The following is a 19,194-nucleotide window of genomic DNA, read 5'->3' as shown; positions in this document are numbered from 1 at the left end:
GTGGCGGCGTGGTGGAAGACGTCTCAGACCCGCGGCGCCGGCTCCCGCGTCGGCTGCGTCGCGGCGAAGTAGGCGATCGTGTGCTTGATCCCCTCCTCCCAGGGCACCCGGGGCGCCCACCCGAGCAGCTCCCGGGCGAGGGTGGTGTCCGGGCGGCGGCGCTGGGGATCGTCGACGGGCCGGTCGACGAACTCGATGCGTGAGGCGGACCCCGTCAGCTCCACCACCCGGCGGGCTATGTCACGGACGGTGACCTCGTCGCTGCCGCCGATGTTGACGGGCCGCACCGAGTGGCTCGCGGCCACCAGCAGGATCCCGTCCACGGTGTCGTCCACGTAGCACAGCGACCGCGTCTGACTGCCGTCGCCCGCCACCGTCAGCGGCTCGCCGGCCAGCGCCTGGCAGACGAAGGTCGGGACGGCGCGCCCGTCGTGGGCGCGCATCCGCGGCCCGTACGTGTTGAACAGACGTACGATCCCGGCGTCGGTGTCCCGGGCCCGCACATGGGCGGTCACCAGCGCCTCGGAGAACCGCTTGGCCTCGTCGTACACGCTGCGCGGGCCGACGGGGTTGACGTTGCCCCAGTAGTCCTCGCGCTGCGGATGCACCAGGGGATCGCCGTACACCTCGGACGTCGACGCCAGCAGGAAGCGCGCCCCGTCACGCTCCGCGACGGCCAGCATGTTCCGGGTGCCCAGGCTCCCCACGTCGAGCGTCTCCAGGGGCAGCCGCAGGTAGTCGGCGGGCGAGGCCGGGCAGGCGAAGTGCAGGACCACGTCGTACGGCCCCCGCAGCCGGTCCGGACACTCGGGCGCCGAGACGTCGCACTCGACGAACCGGAAGCCGGGCAGTCCCTCCAGGTGGTTGATGTTCCCGCGTGAACCCGACACGAGGTTGTCCACGCAGTCGACTTCGGCACCTGAACTCAGCAGGCGCTCGCACAGGTGGCTGCCGAGGAAACCGGCGCCGCCGGTCACCACGGCGCGACGCCAGGGCAGGCGGGAGGTCGCATCAGTCATGGGACACCCTTCTCCGCACCGGGAAGCGCTGAGACAAGCGCCCGGGGTCCGGTGCGGCACGGGGGAGGATTGTGGAGACAGTGAAGGAACAGGACGCTCGGGTCGCGCCGAGCATCGGCACCGTCCTGGCCGGGCCGCCGTTTTCCCGACGACTCCGGCCGGTGTTCCGTACCAGTAGCTTTCACACCTTGATCCCTATTGTGCGTAAGCACCGACTCATCCGCGACTCCTGCCGCAGGAGCACCGCGCGCACCGCCCTTACCGGAAGAAAACGGTGTCGATCTCGCGACGCGGGGCACTCGGGGCCCCGGCGGATCCGTACCGGAGCCGTCGTGCCCAGGCTGGAGGTGAAGGACATGGGTCATGGTGGGAACGTCATCGACGAGCTGGTGACCGATCACCGCGAGGTCGAGGAGCTCTTCGGCAAGATCGAGGCGCTGCCGTCCGGACACAAGGACCGCAAGCTGTACGCCGACCAGGCAACGATGGAACTGGTCCGGCACTCGGTGGCGGAGGAGGCCTACCTCTACCCGGCCGTGCGCGAGCACGTGGCCGGCGGGGACGCCCTCGCCGACAAGGAGCTCGAGGACCACGCCAAGGCCGAGCAGATCATGAAGGACCTCGAGGGCTGCGAGGCGGGCGACGCCGAGTTCGACCGGCTGGTCGGCATGCTGATGAGCGAGATCCGCGAGCACGTGGCCGACGAGGAGGGCAACCTCTTCCCCAGGCTGCGCGCGGCGTGTCCCGCGGACGCCCTCGACGACCTCGGCGACAAGGTCCGCCAGGCGAAGAAGACGGCGCCGACGCGCCCCCACCCGTCCGCCCCGGACAAGCCGCCGGCCAACAAGCTGCTGGCGCCGGGCGTCGGCATGGTCGACCGGATGCGTGACGCGCTGACCGGGCGGGGCAAGAAGAGCTGAGACCGGCTGCGACCTGCCGGAGATCCACGCAGGTCAGGTACGGGCCCGTGCAGGCGTGCGCAGCCCCCGGGGGCCTTCGCACTCAGGCCCGTGGAGGGCCATAGGGCCATTGCACCCCAGGCCCGTGAGGGGCTCGGCACGCCCGGGCCCGTGAGGGCTTCCGCCCGCCTGTGATCAACCACACTCGACACGGCAAACACCCGACGACCGGGGCGACTTGAGGCTTGCGGCGGCGGTGCGGCAGGGCGCACCGCCGCCGCATCGTCCGTCCCGTCTGCCACCATGGTCGGCGCCGTAACCGGCTAGGTGGAGTGGCCGCGCAGCGCAGCCGGCGTTCCCCGGTTCCGCTGCCCCTGTGATCCACTCACCCCTCGGGTACCGCACTGTGTCTTCCCTCCCTGCCTCCGCACCCCGCCCTGCCCCCAACACCGCCGACGCCCCCGCCTCCGCCGGGAAGGCCTCGCGCTCGCCGTGGCGGTCCCTGAGGCACCCCAGCATGCGCTGGTGGTCCGTAGCGAACTTCCTGTCGAACGCCGGCACCTGGATGCAGCTCACGGTCCAGAACCTGCTCGTGCTCGAGATCACCGGCTCCGCCGCCGCCACCGGACTGTCCATGTCCGTCCAGGCCGCCCCCGCCCTCTTCATGAGCCTGCTGGGCGGCGCCGCCGTCGACCGCTGGCCGCTCAAACTGACGGCCGCCGTCAGCCAGGCCCTCCTCGGCGCGGTCGCCTTCACCACGGCCGTGCTCGTCGCGCTGGACCGGCTCGACCTGACGACGCTGATGGTGCTGGCCGCCGTCACCGGCATGATCGCCACCGTCGACGGACCGGCCTGCGCCCTGCTGGGCAACGACCTCGTGCCCGTGGAGGACGTGCCGTCCGCCATCGGCGTGGGCGCGCTGGTCCACAACGCGGGCCGGCTCGCCGGCGCGGCGCTGGCCGGGGTGACGGTGGGCTTCCTCGGCACGGCCGCCGCGTACGCGGCCAACGGGCTGTCGTTCCTCTTCGTGACCGCCGTCATCCCGTTCCTGCGGCCCGCGCACGGCGCGGCCGGGCGGGCCGTGGCCGGCAGGTCCCCGGGCGCCGGCAAGCGCACCGGGGCCGGCAAACGCACCGAGGTCGGCAAGCCCCTGATTCCGCGGCAGCGCGACCGGCGTGCCGACATGACCGTACGAGAGGGTCTGCTCTTCTTCGCGCGCAGGCCCCGCCTGGTCGCGCTCGCGAGCATCACCGGCGTCAGCAGCGTCTTCGGACGGAACTACGGACTCACCCTCGCCGTGCTCGTCACCGGCCCGCTCGCGGGCGGGCCGGGAGCGTTCGGCACGGTCTCCACCGTCCTCGCCGTCGGCGGCATCGTCGGCGCGGTCCTCGGCGCCCGGCTGCGCAAGCCCTCGGTGCGGGCCGTGGGCGCCCTGGCGGCGGCGGGCGCGCTGCTCCAGGTGGTGGCGGGCCTGTCCCCCTCCCTGGCCGTACTGCTGATCATGGTCCTGCCCATGGCCGTGGTGGAGTCCGTCTCCGACACCGCCGGCACGGCCGTTCTCCAGACCGACCCGCCCGCCCACCTGCGCGGACGCGTGCTCGGCGTGTGGAGCAGCATCGGCACGGTGTGGAGCCTGGGCGGCCCGCCGGCCCTGGGCCTGCTCATGGAACTGGCCGGCGCCCGCGGCGCCCTCGTCACCGGCGGTCTCGTCATCGCCGGCACGATCGGAGCGGGCTTCCTCCTGCGCGCCCGCCGCACCCCACAGCCGGTGCCCCTGCCGACGCCGGGCGAGGAGATACCGGGGCGCGAGGCCCTGGAGACGGCTGCCTGAGACCGGGTGCGCGGGACGGCCGTCGGAGTGCGTTCGCTCCGGGTTGCCGGGTTGCCGGGTTGCCGGGTTGCCGGGTCACCGAGTCGCCGGGTGGTCGCCTGGTAACCGGGGGGTCGCCGGGTAGCCCGGTGGGACAGGCGGACGGGCGGCGGGGCAGAGGTGGTGCGCGGGGGCTGTCCCCGAAGGGGACGACCGGCGAGGTGCGGCTCAGCGAGGGCACGCGCTGAGGCACTCCTGGTCGGCCGAGGAGGACGCTTGCGGTGAGCCGGTGAGCCGGTGAGCCGGTGAGGCCGTGAGCCGGTGAGGCAGTGAGGCCGTGAGCCGGTGAGGCGTTTGCGGTGAGCCGGTGGGACATCTCCGGCGGAGGGGTGGCCGAGGTTCGTTCCGGCATACGGCAATTCCGCCGCCCGTCGGCGACGTATGCGCGTCGGCCGCGGTCACCCGCTGCCGGTCGTGTCTGCCGTGTTCGTCCGGCCCCTCAGGCGATGAGCGCCTGCCCCGGCCCAAGGAGGTCCAGGAGCTGGGCCCGGTGGAGTTCGGCGACGGGGGCGAGGAGATCGGGGTGGCGCAGCAGTGCCGCCGCCTGGCGGTCGCTCGCGTCGGGGGCGACCAGGCGACGGAACTCCATCGGTATGCCGGTCGTGTGATCGCCGCCGTCGAGGGCGGCCACGGCCAGCCCGGCCAGTTCCTGGTCGATGAGGAGGGAGGCCGCCCAGCTCGCGACGACCTCGTCGACCCAGCTGCGCCAGGCCTCCTCGTCCGCCTCCGCGCCGCTGATCCAGTCCAGCCTGGCCGAGCCACCGGGGCCCGCCATGCCGACCAGCGCCGCGTCCATCACGGTGGGGTACCGCAGCCACGCCGCGACGGTCACCGCCTGGCGGGCCTGCACCTCGCACAGGGCCGAGGCCAGCGCGCCGCCGGAGGCCGGATAGGCCCGCGTCAGCCACTGGGCGGTCGCGGCTATGAGAGGGGAGAGGTCTGCGCGCACTGAGGGCCGTCCGAGCTGCGTACGGAGAAACGGGCTGAGGAGAAGCTGAAGGGAAACGGTAGCCCGCGGCCCCCGCGCGACGACACGGCCGAACCCCCGCCGACGGCGTGGCTTCGGCCACACACGGACCCGCCCCACACACACGGACCCGCCCCCCTCACACACACGGACCCGCCCTCCCGGCCACACACGGACCCGCCCACCGGTCTCGCGCGTATTTCGCCCCGGTCTCGCGCCGATCCCGTCCCCGGTGTCAGTGGTGCAACAGGAAGCGGGTGAGGAGGGAACGGGCCCTGTCCGGGCTGATGCCCAGCGCGGTGCCGACCGACTCCCAGGACAGATCGTCGTCCTGGACCGCCTGGGCCGCCTCCTGGCCGATGTCGGGGAGGAGGCGTTCCAGCGTGGCCACCGCTCTGAGGGCGGCCACCGGCGCCCGCTCCACCAGGGTGGCCAGCTGGTCCTCCAGCCGGTCGATCAGGTCGGTGACCTCGTCCGGGAGCGGTACGGTCCGCCGCTCGACGGCGCGCAGGTGCTCGCTCCAGTCGTCGTGGGCGAGGGTGGTGTCCAGGTCGTACAGCCGGCCGTCCGGCAGCTGCTCCCAGTCGATCGGACGGGTCTCACCACGCCAGCCGCACGCGCACGCCGCTCGGTAGGCGGCCGCCCTCGGGCGGCGCAGCTTCCCGTCGTAGGCCCACCACTCGCTGGTCTCCAGCCCACTGTCGGCGCCGCTGCCGAAGTCCAGGTAGACCGGCTTGGGCTCGCTGCCGTCGGCGAGGACCGCGCCGGCGATGCCCTCGTGGGACTCCCCGAACTCCTCACTCGTCCAACCCACGGAATCTTCCCCCCTCGGTTCGGAGCCTGTCCGGGGCCGGGTACGCCACCGCACGGCGACGGCCGCCCCGCAGGCGAGCATGCCCCGGCCCGCCCGCCCCCGAACGGCGGTTTCTCCCCAACACCGGCCCGTTCCCCACGCCTCGGCCGGATGGGACCGACCACCTCGGCGAGGCGCGCTGCTTCAACGGGTCCCTCCCCGAGTCCGAGTCCCGTCCCGGTCCCATCGGCTCGCGCCGGATTCCTTCCTCGGCCCCGCTCCCGGGCCCCGCCCCAAGGCTCGTGTCCCGAGCCCCCGCCCCAGCTCCCACCCAGCAGACGCCGAGAAAGGTGCCCCTCTTCCCACCGGCATCGAGAAGAACGGGCCTGCGGGCCGTACCTGGTGGCACGAGGGGCCGCCCGCCCCCGACCGCGCCTCCGATACAAGGGACGTACCTCATGAACGCAACCGCTGCCATCGGCGTCACCGGCCTCGGCGTGATGGGCCGCAACCTCGCGCGCAACTTCGCCCGCCACGGCCACACCGTCGCCGTGCACAACCGCAGCGCGGGCCGTACGCGCGCGCTCGTCGCGGAGTTCGGGCACGAGGGCGCGTTCGTCCCCGCGGAGACGGCCGAGGAGTTCGTGGCCGCGCTGGAACGTCCCCGCCGACTGATGATCATGGTGCAGGCGGGCGCGGTCACGGACGCCGTCATCGACGAGTTCGCCCCGCTCCTGGAGCCCGGCGACATGATCATCGACGGCGGCAACGCCCACTTCGCCGACACCCGCCGCCGTGAGGAGGCCCTGCGTGAGCGCGGCATCCACTTCGTCGGCACCGGCGTCTCGGGCGGCGAGGAGGGTGCCCTGAACGGGCCGTCGATCATGGTGGGCGGCTCGACCGAGTCGTACGACGTGCTCGGCCCGATGTTCGAGTCCATCAGCGCGCGGGTCGGCGGCGAGCCGTGCGCCGCCCACGTCGGCACCGACGGAGCGGGGCACTTCGTCAAGATGGTCCACAACGGCATCGAGTACGCCGACATGCAGCTCATCGCCGAGGCGTACGACCTGCTGCGCCAGGTCGCCGGCTACACCCCCGCCGAGATCGCCGGCATCTTCCGCACCTGGAACGAGGGCCGGCTCGGCTCCTACCTGATCGAGATCACCGCCGAGGTGCTCGCGCACACCGACGCCGCCACCGGCCGGCCGTTCGTGGACATCGTGGCGGACGCCGCCGGTCAGAAGGGCACCGGCCGCTGGACCGTGCAGACGGCCCTCGACCTGGCCTCCCCGGTCACCGCCATCGCCCAGGCCACCTTCGCCCGCGCCGCTTCCGGCCAGAGCGACCTGCGCGCCGCCTACGCCGGTCTGCCCGGCGGCACCACACCACCGCTCAGCCGCACGGAGGCCGCCCGCTTCACCTCGCAGGTGGAGCACGCGCTGTACGCCGCCAAGGTCATCGCCTACGACCAGGGCTGGAAGATGATCCAGGACGCGGCCGGGGAGTTCGGCTGGAAGATCGACCTGGGCGCCGTCGCCCGGATCTGGCGCGGCGGCTGCATCATCCGCGCCTCCTTCCTCGACCGCATCCGCACCGCGTACGCCGCCGACCCGGACCTGGTCAGCCTGCTCGCCGAGAAGGAGTTCGGGGCGGAGATCGCCGAGGCGCAGGTGCCCTGGCGGGAGACGATCGCCTCCGCCGCCCGCCGCGGCATCCCCGTCCCCGCGTTCTCCGCGGCCCTCGCCCATTACGACACCCTGCGCGCCGACCGTCTGCCCGCCGCCCTCCTCCAGGGCCAGCGCGACTACTTCGGCGCCCACACCTACCGCCGTACCGACCGCCCCGGCGCCTTCCACACCCACTGGTCGGCGCCGGGCCGCCCGGAGACGGCGTCGGACTGAGGGGGCATGTCCGGCCCGCCCCCGACCGGGCGGGCCGGACCGTCGGTCAGGCGCTCGGCGCCGGGTACGTCGGGTACTCCACCCCGGAGACGTGCTGGACGACGCGGACGACCTGGCAGGAGTAGCCGAACTCGTTGTCGTACCAGAGGTAGAGGATCGCGTTGTCGCCCTCGACCTTCAGCGCGCCGGCGTCGACGATCGAGGCGTGGCGCGAGCCGATGAAGTCGCTGGAGACCGCGTCTGGGGCGCTGATGAAGTCGATCTGGCGCTTCAGCGGAGAGGTCAGGGACACCTCGCGCAGGTGGTCGAGGACCTCCTCGCGGGTGGTCTCCCGGGCGAGCTGGAGGTTGAGGATCGCGATCGACACGTCCGGCACCGGCACCCGGATCGAGCTGCCGGTGATCCGCGCCTTCAGGTCGGGCAGCGCCTTGGCGACGGCGGAGGCGGCGCCGGTCTCGGTGATGACCATGTTCAGCGGCGCGGACCGGCCCCGGCGGTCGGACTTGTGGTAGTTGTCCAGCAGGTTCTGGTCGTTGGTGAACGAGTGCACGGTCTCCACGTGGCCGCGCTGCACCCCGTACTCGTCGGCCATCGCCTTCAGCGGCGGGACGATCGCGTTGGTGGTGCAGGACGCGCAGGACAGGATCCGCTCGTCCGGCTTGATGGTGTCGTGGTTGACGCCGTGGACGATGTTCGGCACGTCGCCCTTGCCGGGCGCGGTCAGGACGACCTTGTCGATGCCGGGGCGCAGGTGCTTGGACAGGCCCTCGCGGTCGCGCCACTTGCCGGTGTTGTCGATGAGGATGGCGTTCTTGATGCCGTACGCCGTGTAGTCCACCGCGGTCGGGTCGTCGGCGTGGATCAGCGTGATCTCGTTGCCGTTGGCGATGATCTTGTTGTTCGCCTCGTCGACCGTGATCGTGCCCTGGAACTGGCCGTGGACGGAGTCGCGGCGCAGCAGCGAGGCGCGCTTGACGATGTCCTGATCGCCGCCGCCGCGCACGACGATGGCCCGCAGCCGCAGACCGTTGCCGGAGCCGGACTTCTCGATGAGGAGGCGGGCGACGAGACGCCCGATGCGCCCGAAGCCGTACAGCACGACGTCCCGCGGCTCGCGGCGGTCGATCTTGTTGGCGCCGGTGGCGCCGGCGACCGCCTCGGCGGTGAACTCCTCCACCGGCAGACCGCGGTCGTCGGCCCGGTAGGTCGCGGCGAGCATGCCGATGTCGATCTGCGAGGGACCGAGGTCCAGTGTGGTGAGGGCCCGCAGGAAGGGGAGCGTCTCGGTGACCGAGAGTTCCTCACCGGCGATCTGCCGGGCGAAGCGGTGGGTCTTCAGGATGCTGACCACCGACTTGTTCACCAGGGAGCGGCTGTGCAGCAGGACCGTGACGTCCCGCTCCCGGTGGAGCTTGCCGATCATCGGGATCATCGACTCCGCGATCTCCTCGCGGTTCTTCCAGTTGGTGAACGAGTCCTCGTTGACAGTCACAGATATCTCTTTCGAGCTAGGTGGCGCTCATATGCTAACCCCATGCTCATTCGATCATTCAAGCGCCCACCTGCGCGGTGCTGGCTGGGCTCGCGGCAGGTCGGTGACGCGGCGGGTCGGTTCCCCAAGTGACGTGAAAGCGAGATGAGTTGGGGTGGCGGATGCCGTGCCGTGTCCGTTCGGGGCTTCGAGTTCCTGGTCGACCTGACGCACGCTCACCTCTGCTCGCCGGTCGCGGCCGGCCGGCGCGGACCGGCGTCGGCCGCGACGGCGGAGTGCGGGGCGGGCGGCGGATCAGGAGCCGGTACGCGCCTGTTCGGCGAGGCGGCGCCGGGCCTCCGCCCAGTCGACGGGCAGACCGGTCGCCGGTACCTGCCAGAACGTGAAGACCGACTCCTTCGTCGCGGAGCGCGCGCCGGTCATGATCGACCGGTGGGGTTCGGTCTTCGCGTACGCGTACAGCGCCTCTCTGTCCTGCCAGGCGGACAGTGTCCAGAAGGTGCGCTTCAGCGGCTGCGCGATCAGGGAGGCGCCGTACACGCCGGGGGCGCCGGTGACCTGTTTCCAGGCGGCCAGGGACTGGAGGAAGAAGCGGGGGACGTCCTTGAGGGAGCGGACTTCCAGCCGGGACGCCATGACGAACGCCTCGGTGTCCGGTGCGGGGGTGCTGACGGTGGTCCAGCGCAGGGTGGGCATGGTGGCGGCCTCTCCTTAGACAGTGACGGTATCCAATTTCCAGGGCGGAGCCACCCCGATGCGCATCTCCGAGCTGAGCCGCCGTAGTGGCGTCTCCGTGACGACGATCAAGTACTACCTCCGCGAAGGGCTCCTCCCGCCCGGCCGGCAGACCTCGGCGACCCAGGCCGAGTACGACGACGAGCACCTGCGTCGGCTGCGCCTCGTCCGCGCGCTGACCGGCGTGCGGGGGCTGTCCGTCAGTACGACCCGGGAGGTGCTGGACGCCCTCGCGGAGCACACCGGCGACACCCACCGCCTGCTGGGGCTCACCCTCGGCTCCGTGCGCCTGTCCGAGGAGTCCGCCGGGAAGGCACCGGAGGCGGGCGAAGTCGACGCGTTCGTCAAGGAGTTGGGCTGGGACGTGCACGAGTCGGCGCCCGCCCGTGCCACCCTCGCCGAGACCCTGACGACCCTGCGCTCGCTCGGCGTTCCCGTGGACCGGCACACCCTGCTGCCCTACGCCCGCCTCGCCGAACGGACCGCCGTCCTCGACCTCGACCAACTCGACGGCCTCACCGACCCGTTGGAGACGGCCGAGCGCGCCCTGCTGCTGACCGTCCTCCTGGAACCCGCGCTGATGGCGCTCCGCCGCATGGCCCAGGAGAACGAGTCGGCCCGCCGACACACGTCCTAGCCGCGCGGCGCCGCGGCGACTGGGCCGCGACCTCGGGTGAGCCGATCCGGCCGTGGCGGTGGCCGCCCTGGAGGCCTCCCGCTGCCCGCCGGCCAGGGGAGCGCGGGGCGGGGATCGCGGGTCGGGAGGTCGGCGCGTGAGGTGCTGTCCGCCGCCGGCCTTCCGGCTGCGGAGTCCGGACCGGCCGGCCCTCACAGCCGCGGTTCCGTCCCGGACCGCGGCCCCGGACCCGGCCGGTCGGCGCCCGCCCGTTCGGTCACCAGGAGATGCTTGCGGCTCCCGCGCCAGCCCCGACACCGGCCGGCCGGGAGATTCCCTCCAGGTGGGCCCCTCACCGCCGTGTCGCTGCTCGGCGGTGAGGGGCCCGGAAGACGTGTTCGTGCCGGTCGGTGCGGCCGGGGTGTTCCCGTCCGCCGGAGCCGCGCCCGGGGCCAGGAGTCGCGGGACCCCCGACATCCCGCTCGGCCACCGCCGCACGCTGCCGCTCGTCACCCCCCGGCCCGTCGTCCGCCCTGAGGGCTCCTCCCGTCTCGTCACGCGCCACGCCTCACGCGTCACTCATCGAGTTCCTCCTGCACCGGAGGCTCGGGCACCTCCCGCAGATGCTGCGACTGTCCGGGCCGGCCGCCCGCGCGGGCCTGCTCGGCGCGCTGCGCCGGGCTCAGCCCCAGGTCGGAGGCCGGGTCCACGCGCACCGACCGGGCGACCTCCTCCCGGTTGGCGTACTCCTCCGGTGGAATGCCGCGCAGCGCCGCGACGACCTCTCCGGAGGCGCCCGCCCGGCGTGCCGCGTCGATCAACTCGTCCTTTCCCGCGGGGAAGCGGACGTCTCCGAGGGCGTCCACCACCTCGCGGGCACTGGTCGTACGGGTCATGACTGCTTCCCTTTCCTGTGAACGTCCCCGTGGGTCACGCGGGAGCGTGTCGGGTGGGGACTCCTCCGGGTAACCACGAGCATCGCGCCGCTCACATCGAGGCCCCGGTCACATCCGGCACCGCACGCGTCATGGACCTGTACCGTCCGCCGGCCCGGGTCACGACGGTCCCGGATGCCCTCGCCGGTGACCCGGTCGTGACCGCCGATCCGGTGCCGGCACGATTGAGCCCCCGTGGGCCGGGTACGCGAGGCCGGACCGCGACCGGACGGATCCCGTCCGGCCGGACCGCCGGACCGCCGCTACCTGGGGAGCTGCCATGGAGACACCCGCCCACGACACGAATGCCACCCCCGCCGCGCGGGCGCTGGACGCGCTGGCCCGGGACACCGGGGACACGACGGCATTGGACACCCTCGCGCACTGCGACGTGCTGGTGCCCGTGCCCGACGACGCCACCGACGAGGACGTCACCAACCCCAGCACCCTGGCGCTGCCCGTGCTGGAGCAGCCCGGTGGAGCCTCCGTGGTGCCGGTGTTCACCTCCGAACCGGAGATGGCCGACCTGCTGCCGGGTGTCTCCCGCTACCGCGTGGTGCCGCTCGGCGCGCTCGCCGCGCAGTGGCCGGAGAGCGAGCTGTCGCTCGCCATCGACGCGGCCGGCGCCCACCCGCTGACCCTCACCTCGGAGGGGGTGCGCACCCTGCTGGCCCGGTGAGCCGCAGGCTCCGCGTCCCGCCCCCGTCGGCCCGGCCTCCGCGGCCGGGCCGACGTCGTACGCCGGTCTCCCCGCCGGGCTGAGGCGCGTGCGCCGACGGGGCCGGTGTCACGTTTCCGGCCCGGCTGGTTCCGTCCACGGGGCCCTCGGGGCCCGCCTCCGGGTGGGCGACCACCACCTTGGGGGCGTGGGCGGTGTTCCTCGCGCTGCCGGTGGCATCGCTGCGCTGAACATGGCCCTGAACGGGCCGTGAGGCCGGGAAGAGACGTCGGCTTCCCGGACGTCGCGGGCTTCCGCGGGTGCTCAGCCGCCCAGCGTCCGCGCCAGGACCTCCCGCTGGAGCGGCAGCACCGCCGTGTGCAGGTCGCGGCCCTTGGGGGTGAGGGCGACCCACACGCCGCGCCGGTCCTCCACGCAGACGGAACGCTCCACGAGGCCGTCCTTCTCCAGTCGGCCGATGAGGCGGGACAGCGCGCTCTGGCTCAGGTGCACCCGCTCCACGAGGTCCTGCACCCGGCACTGGTCGCCGTGCCGGGGCGCCTCGGTGGCGAGGATGTCGAGCACCTCGAAGTCGCTGGCGCCCAGGCCGTGCGGATGCAGTACGCGGTCGATCTCACACATCGTGCGCGCGTGCACCGACAGGATGTCCCGCCACCGCTCCTCGAGGCCGGCCCCGGCCGTTTGTGCTGCCATACCCGCACGGTAACACCGAAATCGCCATTTGTTTACAGTGCAACTAGTGCGGACGCATGCAAGCCGGGCGCGCCCGTGAGGTCGTCCGCCCCGGTGGGCACGAGGACCTGGCCACGTGCCCACCGGGGCGGTCGTGAGCCGTCAGGTCGACTCGCGCCGGACCAGCTCCGTCGGCAGGATCACCGCGGCCGGGTCCTCGCCGCCTATCTGGGCGAGCAGCACCCGGACCATCTCGCTGCTGATCCGGTCCCAGGGCTGGCGGATGGTGGTGAGGGCGGGACTGGCGGCCGTGGCCGCGGGCGAGTCGTCGAAGCCGCCCACCGCGACGTCCTCGGGCACGCGCCGGCCCGTCCGCTGCAACGTGGCCAGCACGCCCTGCGCCATCAGGTCGGACGCGACGAACACCGCGTCCAGGTCCGGGGTCCGCGCCAGCAGCCGTTCGGCGCCCGCCTCACCGCTCGCCCGGCTGTAGTCGCCGGAGACGACCAGCCGCTCGTCGTACGCGATGCCCGCGTCCGCGAGCACCTCCTTGTAGCCGGCGAGCCGCTCCACACCGCCCGGGGTGTCCAGCGGACCGGTCACCACGCCGATCCGGCGGCGGCCGAGCGCCAGCAGGTGGCGCACCATGTCACGGGCGCCGTCCCGGTCGTCGGCGGCCACGTAACTCACCTTCGACCCGATCCCCATCGGCTTGCCGCACGCCACCAGGGGTACGCCCGCCTCGCGCAGTTCCTGGGCGATCGGGTCCCCGAAGTGGCTGGAGACCAGCAGCACGCCGTCGACGTGCCCCGCGGTGATGTACCGCGTTATGCGCCGCCGTTCGTCCTCCGTCCCGGCCAGCATCAGCAGCAACGGGACGTCGTGCGCGGCCAGCGCCTGCGTGCAGCCACGCAGCAGGACGTTGAAGTTGGGGTCCTCGAAGAACCGCTCCTGGGGCTCCGTGAGCAGGAACCCCACGGAGTCCGAACGTCCGGTGATCAGCGAGCGGGCGTGCCGGTTCACGACGTAACCCGTCTTGCGGATGGCGGCGTTGACCGCCTCTTGGGCGGACGGACTGACGTAGTGGCCGCCGTTGAGCACGCGCGACACGGTGCCTCGTGAGACCCCCGCCTCGCGCGCGACGTCGTGGATCGTCGGCGGTTTGCGCCGGCCGCCCGCATGGTTCATGGTCATGACTTTACGGCCCCGGAGAGCAGATCCAGGCTCCAGAACCGCTGAATGACCAGGAACAGCGCCACCAGCGGGATCACCGCGAGGAACGCGCCGGTGATCACCAGCGTGTACAGGGCCGGGGTGTTGGCGCCCTGCTCCAGGAGCGTGTACAGGCCGAGCGTGATCGGGAACCTCTCGTCGTCGCTGAGCATGATGTACGGCAGCAGGAAGTTGTTCCACACCGCCACGAACTGGAACAGGAACACCGTCACCAGTCCGGGGATCATCATCGGCAGCGCGATCCGGGTGAAGATCCGCCACTCGCCCGCGCCGTCCATCCGGCCGGCCTCCACCACGTCGCCCGGCACGGCCGCGGCCGCGTAGATGCGCGAGAGGTAGACGCCGTACGGGGAGAGGATCTGCGGCAGCAGCACGGACCAGTAGGAGTCCGTGAGGTCGGCCTTCGCCAGCAGCAGGTACTGCGGGATGGCGAGGATGATCGGCGGCATCAGGACGCCCGCGAGCAGGACGTTGAAGATCGTCTCCCGGCCGCGGAAGCGGTAGGTGGCGAGGGCGTAACCGCTGAACGCGGAGACACACGTCGACAGCAGGGCGCCGAGACCGGCGTAGAGGGCGGAGTTGCCCATCCACTTCCAGTAGACGCCGTCACGGTAGGCGTCGAGGTCCTTGATGTTGTCGGCGAAGCCCGTGCCCGGCAGGAAGGTGAACGTGGAGAACAGCTCACTCCCGGACTTGGTGGCCGCGATCACCACCCACGCCACCGGCAGCAGACAGTAGACCGCGCCGAGCAGCAGCGTGACCGTCGGGACGAGCGCGATCCGGCGGCGCAGCGGCGGACGGCTCTGGTCGGCACCGGTGGCGCCGGCCGCCGAGGGGGCCTTCTGGACGGCAAGAGAACTCATCGTGCGGCTCCTTGACCGACGTCCTGCTTGTTTCGACGGTTCGCCGCCCGCAGGAACCCGAAGGAGAGCAGCAGCGTGGCGAGCGCGATGATCACGGCCTGGGCGGCCGCCGCGTAGATGTCACCCGTGCCGAACGCGTCCCGGTACACCTTCATCAGTGGACTCCAGGTCGTGGACACGGAGTTGGTGAGCGGCTTCAGGGTGGTCGGCTCGTTGAACACCTGGAGCGTGGCGATGATCGAGAAGAAGAAGGTCAGCACCAGCGAGGGTGCCACCATCGGGATCTTGATCCGCAGGGCGATCTGCAACGGGGTGGCCCCGTCCAGCTTCGCCGCCTCGTACACCTCGGCCGGAATCGCCTGGAGCGAGGTGTAGATGACGATCATGTTGAAGCCGGTGCCGCCCCAGACCGCGATGTTCGACAGGGCGAGGTACAGCGGTCCGCCGTCCAGCAGGTCCGGCTGCGGCAGGCCCATCCTCTCGAGCACGAAGTAGAAGGGACTGACGTCCGGCAGGTACAGGAAGCCCCACAGCAGCGCCGCCACCACGCCGGGGATGGCGTACGGCAGGAAGATCGCGAGCCGGGTGAACGGGGCGAGCCGCACCCTGTCGGAGTCGAGCATCAGCGCGAACAGCAGCGCGAGGCCCAGCATCACGGGGACGACGATGCAGCCGTAGCCCAGCACGCGCAGCGCGCCGTGCAGCAGCTCGCTGTCGCCGAGGGCGGCGGTGTAGTTCTCCAGGCCGGCCCAGACCTCCTTGCGGGCGCCGGAGCCCAGGCCGAGCCCGGAGACCTTCACCTTGTGGAAGCTGAGCCAGAGCGCGTAGCCGATGGGCAGCGCGAAGAACAGGGCGAAGAGGATCGCGGCGGGGAGGAGAAAGCCGTACGGGGCCCCCTTGACCCCGTACGACTTCGGGCGTGCGCTGGTCACTCGGAGACCTCGAAGCCCTGCTTCTTCATGTCGGCGACCGTGTCCGCCTGCATCTTGTCCAGGGCGGCGGTGAAGTCCGACTTGTTCTTCGCGGCGGCGCCGAATGCGTCCTTGAAGGTCGTGTAGGCGACGTTCACGTTGGGGCCCCAGGCCGAGGGCGCCGTGGTCTTCGCGATCTTGGCGGCCACGGTGTAGAAGTCCGCCTGGTTGGAGAAGAAGTCCGGCGGGGTGGTGAAGGCGCCGCTGAGCTGGGCGGAGGTGGAGGCCGGGTAGATGCCGCCCTCCTTGGCCAGCGCGTTGAGCGCGTCACCGTCGGTGTTCAGCCAGGCGGCGAACTTGGCGGCGGCCTCCTTGTGCCGGGAGTCCGTGGTGACGGCGGTGGAGGAGCCGCCCCAGCTGCCGGTGACGTTGTCGCTCTGCGACCACTGGGGGAGCGGGGCCATGGCCCACTTGCCCTTGGTGTCCGGCGCGGCGGTGGTCAGTGTGCCCGGCGCCCACACGGCGCTGACCCAGGCGATCTGCTGGCCGGTGTTCAGCGCCTTGTTCCAGGCCGGGGTGTACATCGGCTGGTTGTCGACGGCGCCCTCCTCGACGAGGCCGCCCCAGAAGTCGGCGACCTTCCGGGAGGCCGCGTCGTTGATGCCGACCTTCCACTCGTCGCCGGAGGTCGTCCACCACTTGGCACCGGCCTGCTGGGCCAGGCCCGCGAAGAGACCGGAGTCGTTGGCGGAGAAGGTGGTGAGGTCGAGGTCCGGGGCCTTCTTCTTCAGCGCGCGGGCGGTCTGCGCGAACTGCTCCCAGGTGGTCGGGACGGTCAGGCCGTACTTCTCGAAGAGGTCCTCGCGGTAGTAGAACATCATCGGGCCGATGTCCTGCGGCACCGCGTAGACCGCGTCCGTGCCCAGCGTCGTCTGCTGCCAGACGCCGTCGGCGAACTTGCTCTTGGCGTCCCCGACGTTCTTCGCTATGTCCGCCAGCGCGTCATTGCTGACCAGCGTCGGCAGCGCCTGGTACTCGGCCTGGACCAGGTCGGGGGCCTTGCCGGCCTTGTGCGCGGTGAGGATCTTGGTGACCAGCGTGTCGCCGGACGCCTGCTTCTTCACCGTGACCGTGATCCGGTCCTCCTTGCCGGGACCCTTGTTCCACAGGTCCACGACCTTGTCCATGCCGGGCGTCCAGGTCCAGTACGTCAGCGAGACCGGCCCCGACTGGGCTTCGGTGTCGTCGTCGGACGAGCCGCACGCGGCGAGGGCGGTGGCGCCGAGCGTGACGGCGACGGCGGAGGCTGCGACCTTGAAGAGCCGCCGGCGCTGGGTGTTGGGCATGGGTTTCTCCCCTGACCTGGGTTCCCGCCTGCTGCGAAAACCTGCCATGCGATCGCATGTCCTGGGGCCCCGCCCGTCGCGAGGCCCTGTCATGCTGTCTGTGAGCGTTCACAGTAGAGAAACATCCTGGACACTTGTCAATGGTTGTTGCTGTGCGGTTATGTTGGGATCGCACCGCCGACATCATGTGTGCACGTTCCCAAATGATCGATTAAACGGGAGAGATCCATGCCGGAGACCACCCCCAGGGGCCTCACCAGGCTCGCCTTCGGTGGGGACTACAACCCCGAGCAGTGGCCGGAAAGCGTCTGGCACGAGGACGTCCGGCTGATGCGCGAGGCCGGCGTCACCATGGTGAGTGTCGGGATTTTCTCCTGGGCCCTCCTGGAACCCGCGCCCGGGGTGTACGACTTCGGCTGGCTCGACCGGATCCTCGACCTGCTGCACGAGAACGGCATCCGCGTCGATCTGGGCACCCCCACCGTGGCCCCGCCCGTCTGGTTCTACCGGCGGCACCCCGAGGCGCTGCCCGTCACCCCCGACGGCGTGCGCTACGAGTTCGGCTCCCGCGCCGCGATCTGCCACAGCAACGCCGACTACCGCGAGGCCGCGGCCGGCATCACCACCCGCCTCGCCGAGCGCTACGGCGACCACCCGGCGCTCGCGATGTGGCATGTGCACAACGAGTACGGCGTCCCCGTCTCCGCCTGCTACTGCGACTCCTGCGCCGCCCACTTCCGCCGCTGGCTGGAGACCACGTACGGCACGGTCGACGCGGTGAACGAGGCCTGGGGCACCGCCTTCTGGGGCCAGCGCTACGCGCGCCTCGAGGACGTCAACCCGCCGCGCACCACGCCCACCGTCGGCAACCCGGGCCAGGCGCTGGACTACCGCCGGTTCGCCGACGCCACCATGCGCGAGAACTTCGTGATGGAGCGGGACATCCTGCACCGCCTGTCGCCCGGCGTCCCGGTGACCACCAACTTCATGACGGCCCTCAGCCAGTGCGACTCGGTCGACTACTGGGCCTGGGGCCGCGAGGTCGACATCGTCACCAACGACCACTACCTGATCACCGACGGCCGCCGCACCCACGTCAACCTCGCGATGGCCGCCGACCTCACCCGCTCCGTCGCGGGCGGCGCCCCCTGGATCCTCCTGGAGCACTCCACCTCGGGCGTCAACTGGCAGCCCCGCAACCCCGCCAAGGCACCCGGCCAGATGGCCCGCAACTCCCTCGGGCACGTCGCCCGCGGCTCCGAGGGCGCGATGTTCTTCCAGTGGCGGCAGTCCCGGCGCGGTGCCGAGAAGTTCCACTCGGCGATGGTCCCGCACGGCGGTACCGACACGCGCGTGTGGCGCGAGGTCGTCGAACTCGGCGCCGCCCTCGACTCGCTGAGCGCGGTCCGGGGCACCCGCACCGAGGCCGACGTGGCCGTCCTGTGGGACTGGCACTCCTGGTGGGCGCAGAACCTCGCCTGGCGCCCCACCGAGGACCACGACCCGCGCGAGCGCGCCGACGCCTTCTACGAGGCCCTCTACGACCGCCACCTCACCGTCGACTTCGCCCGCCCCGAGGCCGACCTGTCGGCGTACCCGCTGGTCGTGGTGCCCGCCCTGTACCTGATGACCGAGGCGGCCGGGAACAACCTCGAGGAGTACGTCCGCAACGGCGGCACCCTCGTCGTGTCCTTCTTCTCCGGCATCGTCGACGAGCACGACGCCGTCCACGAGGGCGCCTACCCGGGCGCGCTGCGCGACGTCCTGGGCCTGACCGTCGAGGAGTTCTCGCCGCTGCTGCCGGGGGAGAGCGTCCGGATCACCGGCCCGGACGGCTCCGAGCTGAGCGGTGACGTGTGGACGGAGTTCGTGGTGCCGCGCGGCGCCGAGACCGTCTGGACGTACGCCGACGGCCTCACCGCCGGCCACCCGGCCGTCACCCGCCACCGCCTCGGCGAGGGCACCGCCTGGTACGTCTCCACCCGCCTCGGCCACGAGGGTCTGGACGCCCTGCTCGGCTGGGCCGCCGAGGACGCCCGGGTGGCGCCGCATGCCGACCTGCCGCGCGACGTGGAGGTCGTGCGCCGCACCGGCGAGACGGGCCGCTACCTGTTCGCCGTCAACCACACCGGCACCGACGCCAAGGTGCCGCTGGACACGCCCGGCACCGAGCTGCTGACCGGCGAACGCGCCGCCGGCCGCCTCGAAGTCCCGGCGGGCGCCGTCCGGGTCGTCCGACTCGACGGCTGAACCGACTCCCCCT

17 protein-coding genes are annotated in these 19,194 nt (G+C 72.0%); 6 read left to right on the top strand and 11 right to left on the bottom strand.

The window, feature by feature from the left end:
* Positions 1 to 23: 23 nt before the first annotated feature.
* Positions 24 to 1,019 (bottom strand): NAD-dependent epimerase/dehydratase family protein, encoded by a 996-nt coding sequence (locus tag ACF1A1_RS32140; RefSeq protein ID WP_392004521.1) that lies wholly within the window; start codon positions 1,017 to 1,019, stop codon positions 24 to 26.
* Positions 1,020 to 1,375: 356 nt separating this feature from the next.
* Between ACF1A1_RS32140 and ACF1A1_RS32135 the strand changes: the two genes are divergently transcribed.
* Both ACF1A1_RS32135 and ACF1A1_RS32130 read left to right on the top strand, forming a co-directional pair.
* Positions 1,376 to 1,939 (top strand): hemerythrin domain-containing protein, encoded by a 564-nt coding sequence (locus tag ACF1A1_RS32135; protein ID WP_392004520.1) that lies wholly within the window; start codon positions 1,376 to 1,378, stop codon positions 1,937 to 1,939.
* 496 nt (positions 1,940 to 2,435) lie between these two features.
* A complete protein-coding gene (locus ACF1A1_RS32130; protein ID WP_392004519.1) occupies positions 2,436 to 3,749 on the top strand; it encodes an MFS transporter in 1,314 nt (437 codons plus the stop codon).
* Positions 3,750 to 4,227: 478 nt separating this feature from the next.
* On the opposite strand, the gene ACF1A1_RS32125 is transcribed toward ACF1A1_RS32130, so the two are convergent.
* Both ACF1A1_RS32125 and ACF1A1_RS32120 read right to left on the bottom strand, forming a co-directional pair.
* Positions 4,228 to 4,737 carry a hypothetical protein gene (locus ACF1A1_RS32125; protein WP_392004518.1) on the bottom strand — a complete coding sequence of 170 codons (510 nt, stop codon included), beginning with the start codon at positions 4,735 to 4,737 and terminating at the stop codon, positions 4,228 to 4,230.
* Positions 4,738 to 4,990: 253 nt separating this feature from the next.
* Positions 4,991 to 5,569: a hypothetical protein gene (locus ACF1A1_RS32120; protein WP_392004517.1), complete on the bottom strand. Its 579-nt coding sequence runs from the start codon at positions 5,567 to 5,569 to the stop codon at positions 4,991 to 4,993.
* A 437-nt stretch (positions 5,570 to 6,006) separates the two neighbouring features.
* Between ACF1A1_RS32120 and gndA the strand changes: the two genes are divergently transcribed.
* Positions 6,007 to 7,449, top strand: a complete 1,443-nt coding sequence (gene gndA / locus ACF1A1_RS32115; protein WP_392004516.1) for an NADP-dependent phosphogluconate dehydrogenase — start codon at positions 6,007 to 6,009, stop codon at positions 7,447 to 7,449.
* Between the two features lie 46 nt (positions 7,450 to 7,495).
* Here the strand turns inward: gndA and ACF1A1_RS32110 are convergent, their stop codons facing one another.
* A complete protein-coding gene (locus ACF1A1_RS32110; protein ID WP_392004515.1) occupies positions 7,496 to 8,941 on the bottom strand; it encodes a glyceraldehyde-3-phosphate dehydrogenase in 1,446 nt (481 codons plus the stop codon).
* Between the two features lie 294 nt (positions 8,942 to 9,235).
* Complete coding sequence (locus ACF1A1_RS32105; protein ID WP_392004514.1) at positions 9,236 to 9,637, bottom strand: DUF3291 domain-containing protein; 402 nt, start codon at positions 9,635 to 9,637, stop codon at positions 9,236 to 9,238.
* 58 nt (positions 9,638 to 9,695) lie between these two features.
* Here ACF1A1_RS32105 and ACF1A1_RS32100 point away from each other — a divergent pair, with 58 nt between their 5' ends.
* Positions 9,696 to 10,313, top strand: coding sequence for a MerR family transcriptional regulator (locus tag ACF1A1_RS32100; RefSeq protein ID WP_392004732.1), 618 nt, complete (start codon positions 9,696 to 9,698; stop codon positions 10,311 to 10,313).
* A gap of 554 nt (positions 10,314 to 10,867) precedes the next feature.
* On the opposite strand, the gene ACF1A1_RS32095 is transcribed toward ACF1A1_RS32100, so the two are convergent.
* Entirely contained in the window at positions 10,868 to 11,188 is a 321-nt protein-coding gene (locus ACF1A1_RS32095; protein WP_392004513.1) for a DUF2795 domain-containing protein, read from the bottom strand.
* 319 nt (positions 11,189 to 11,507) lie between these two features.
* Here ACF1A1_RS32095 and ACF1A1_RS32090 point away from each other — a divergent pair, with 319 nt between their 5' ends.
* A complete protein-coding gene (locus ACF1A1_RS32090; RefSeq protein ID WP_392004512.1) occupies positions 11,508 to 11,906 on the top strand; it encodes an SseB family protein in 399 nt (132 codons plus the stop codon).
* A 303-nt stretch (positions 11,907 to 12,209) separates the two neighbouring features.
* Here ACF1A1_RS32090 and ACF1A1_RS32085 read toward each other — a convergent pair whose 3' ends face one another.
* The 5 genes from ACF1A1_RS32085 to ACF1A1_RS32065 form a co-directional block, all read right to left on the bottom strand.
* Positions 12,210 to 12,599, bottom strand: a complete 390-nt coding sequence (locus ACF1A1_RS32085; RefSeq protein ID WP_392004511.1) for a MarR family winged helix-turn-helix transcriptional regulator — start codon at positions 12,597 to 12,599, stop codon at positions 12,210 to 12,212.
* Positions 12,600 to 12,740: 141 nt separating this feature from the next.
* The gene (locus ACF1A1_RS32080) at positions 12,741 to 13,772 is read right to left on the bottom strand and encodes a LacI family DNA-binding transcriptional regulator (RefSeq protein ID WP_392004510.1); all 1,032 of its coding nucleotides are present in this window, start codon (positions 13,770 to 13,772) and stop codon (positions 12,741 to 12,743) included.
* Positions 13,769 to 14,674 carry a carbohydrate ABC transporter permease gene (locus ACF1A1_RS32075; RefSeq protein WP_392004509.1) on the bottom strand — a complete coding sequence of 302 codons (906 nt, stop codon included), beginning with the start codon at positions 14,672 to 14,674 and terminating at the stop codon, positions 13,769 to 13,771. The genes ACF1A1_RS32080 and ACF1A1_RS32075 overlap by 4 nt, the downstream gene beginning before the upstream one ends.
* The gene (locus tag ACF1A1_RS32070) at positions 14,671 to 15,606 is read right to left on the bottom strand and encodes a carbohydrate ABC transporter permease (protein ID WP_392004508.1); all 936 of its coding nucleotides are present in this window, start codon (positions 15,604 to 15,606) and stop codon (positions 14,671 to 14,673) included. Before ACF1A1_RS32070 ends, ACF1A1_RS32075 begins: the two co-directional genes overlap by 4 nt.
* Positions 15,603 to 16,931 (bottom strand): ABC transporter substrate-binding protein, encoded by a 1,329-nt coding sequence (locus ACF1A1_RS32065; RefSeq protein ID WP_392004507.1) that lies wholly within the window; start codon positions 16,929 to 16,931, stop codon positions 15,603 to 15,605. Before ACF1A1_RS32065 ends, ACF1A1_RS32070 begins: the two co-directional genes overlap by 4 nt.
* Before the next feature lie 228 nt (positions 16,932 to 17,159).
* Between ACF1A1_RS32065 and ACF1A1_RS32060 the strand changes: the two genes are divergently transcribed.
* Positions 17,160 to 19,181 carry a beta-galactosidase gene (locus tag ACF1A1_RS32060; RefSeq protein WP_392004506.1) on the top strand — a complete coding sequence of 674 codons (2,022 nt, stop codon included), beginning with the start codon at positions 17,160 to 17,162 and terminating at the stop codon, positions 19,179 to 19,181.
* The last annotated feature ends 13 nt before the right edge of the window (positions 19,182 to 19,194 follow it).

This window comes from Streptomyces sp. NPDC014995, from assembly GCF_043080745.1.
In the GTDB taxonomy this organism is placed as follows: Bacteria; Actinomycetota; Actinomycetes; order Streptomycetales; family Streptomycetaceae; genus Streptomyces.
The sequence above is the reverse complement of the archived record's forward strand: the minus strand, read 5'-3'. Positions and strand labels throughout refer to the sequence as shown.

Coding starts and splice junctions, on each gene's coding strand:
- ACF1A1_RS32075 (WP_392004509.1), bottom strand. CDS start 14,674: ATGAGTTCTCTTGCCGTCCAGAAGGCCCCCTCGGCGGCCGGCGCCACC.
- gndA (WP_392004516.1), top strand. CDS start 6,007: ATGAACGCAACCGCTGCCATCGGCGTCACCGGCCTCGGCGTGATGGGC.
- ACF1A1_RS32100 (WP_392004732.1), top strand. CDS start 9,696: ATGCGCATCTCCGAGCTGAGCCGCCGTAGTGGCGTCTCCGTGACGACG.
- ACF1A1_RS32095 (WP_392004513.1), bottom strand. CDS start 11,188: ATGACCCGTACGACCAGTGCCCGCGAGGTGGTGGACGCCCTCGGAGAC.
- ACF1A1_RS32135 (WP_392004520.1), top strand. CDS start 1,376: ATGGGTCATGGTGGGAACGTCATCGACGAGCTGGTGACCGATCACCGC.
- ACF1A1_RS32090 (WP_392004512.1), top strand. CDS start 11,508: ATGGAGACACCCGCCCACGACACGAATGCCACCCCCGCCGCGCGGGCG.
- ACF1A1_RS32060 (WP_392004506.1), top strand. CDS start 17,160: ATGCCGGAGACCACCCCCAGGGGCCTCACCAGGCTCGCCTTCGGTGGG.
- ACF1A1_RS32130 (WP_392004519.1), top strand. CDS start 2,436: ATGCGCTGGTGGTCCGTAGCGAACTTCCTGTCGAACGCCGGCACCTGG.
- ACF1A1_RS32105 (WP_392004514.1), bottom strand. CDS start 9,637: ATGCCCACCCTGCGCTGGACCACCGTCAGCACCCCCGCACCGGACACC.
- ACF1A1_RS32085 (WP_392004511.1), bottom strand. CDS start 12,599: ATGGCAGCACAAACGGCCGGGGCCGGCCTCGAGGAGCGGTGGCGGGAC.
- ACF1A1_RS32080 (WP_392004510.1), bottom strand. CDS start 13,772: ATGACCATGAACCATGCGGGCGGCCGGCGCAAACCGCCGACGATCCAC.
- ACF1A1_RS32065 (WP_392004507.1), bottom strand. CDS start 16,931: ATGCCCAACACCCAGCGCCGGCGGCTCTTCAAGGTCGCAGCCTCCGCC.
- ACF1A1_RS32140 (WP_392004521.1), bottom strand. CDS start 1,019: ATGACTGATGCGACCTCCCGCCTGCCCTGGCGTCGCGCCGTGGTGACC.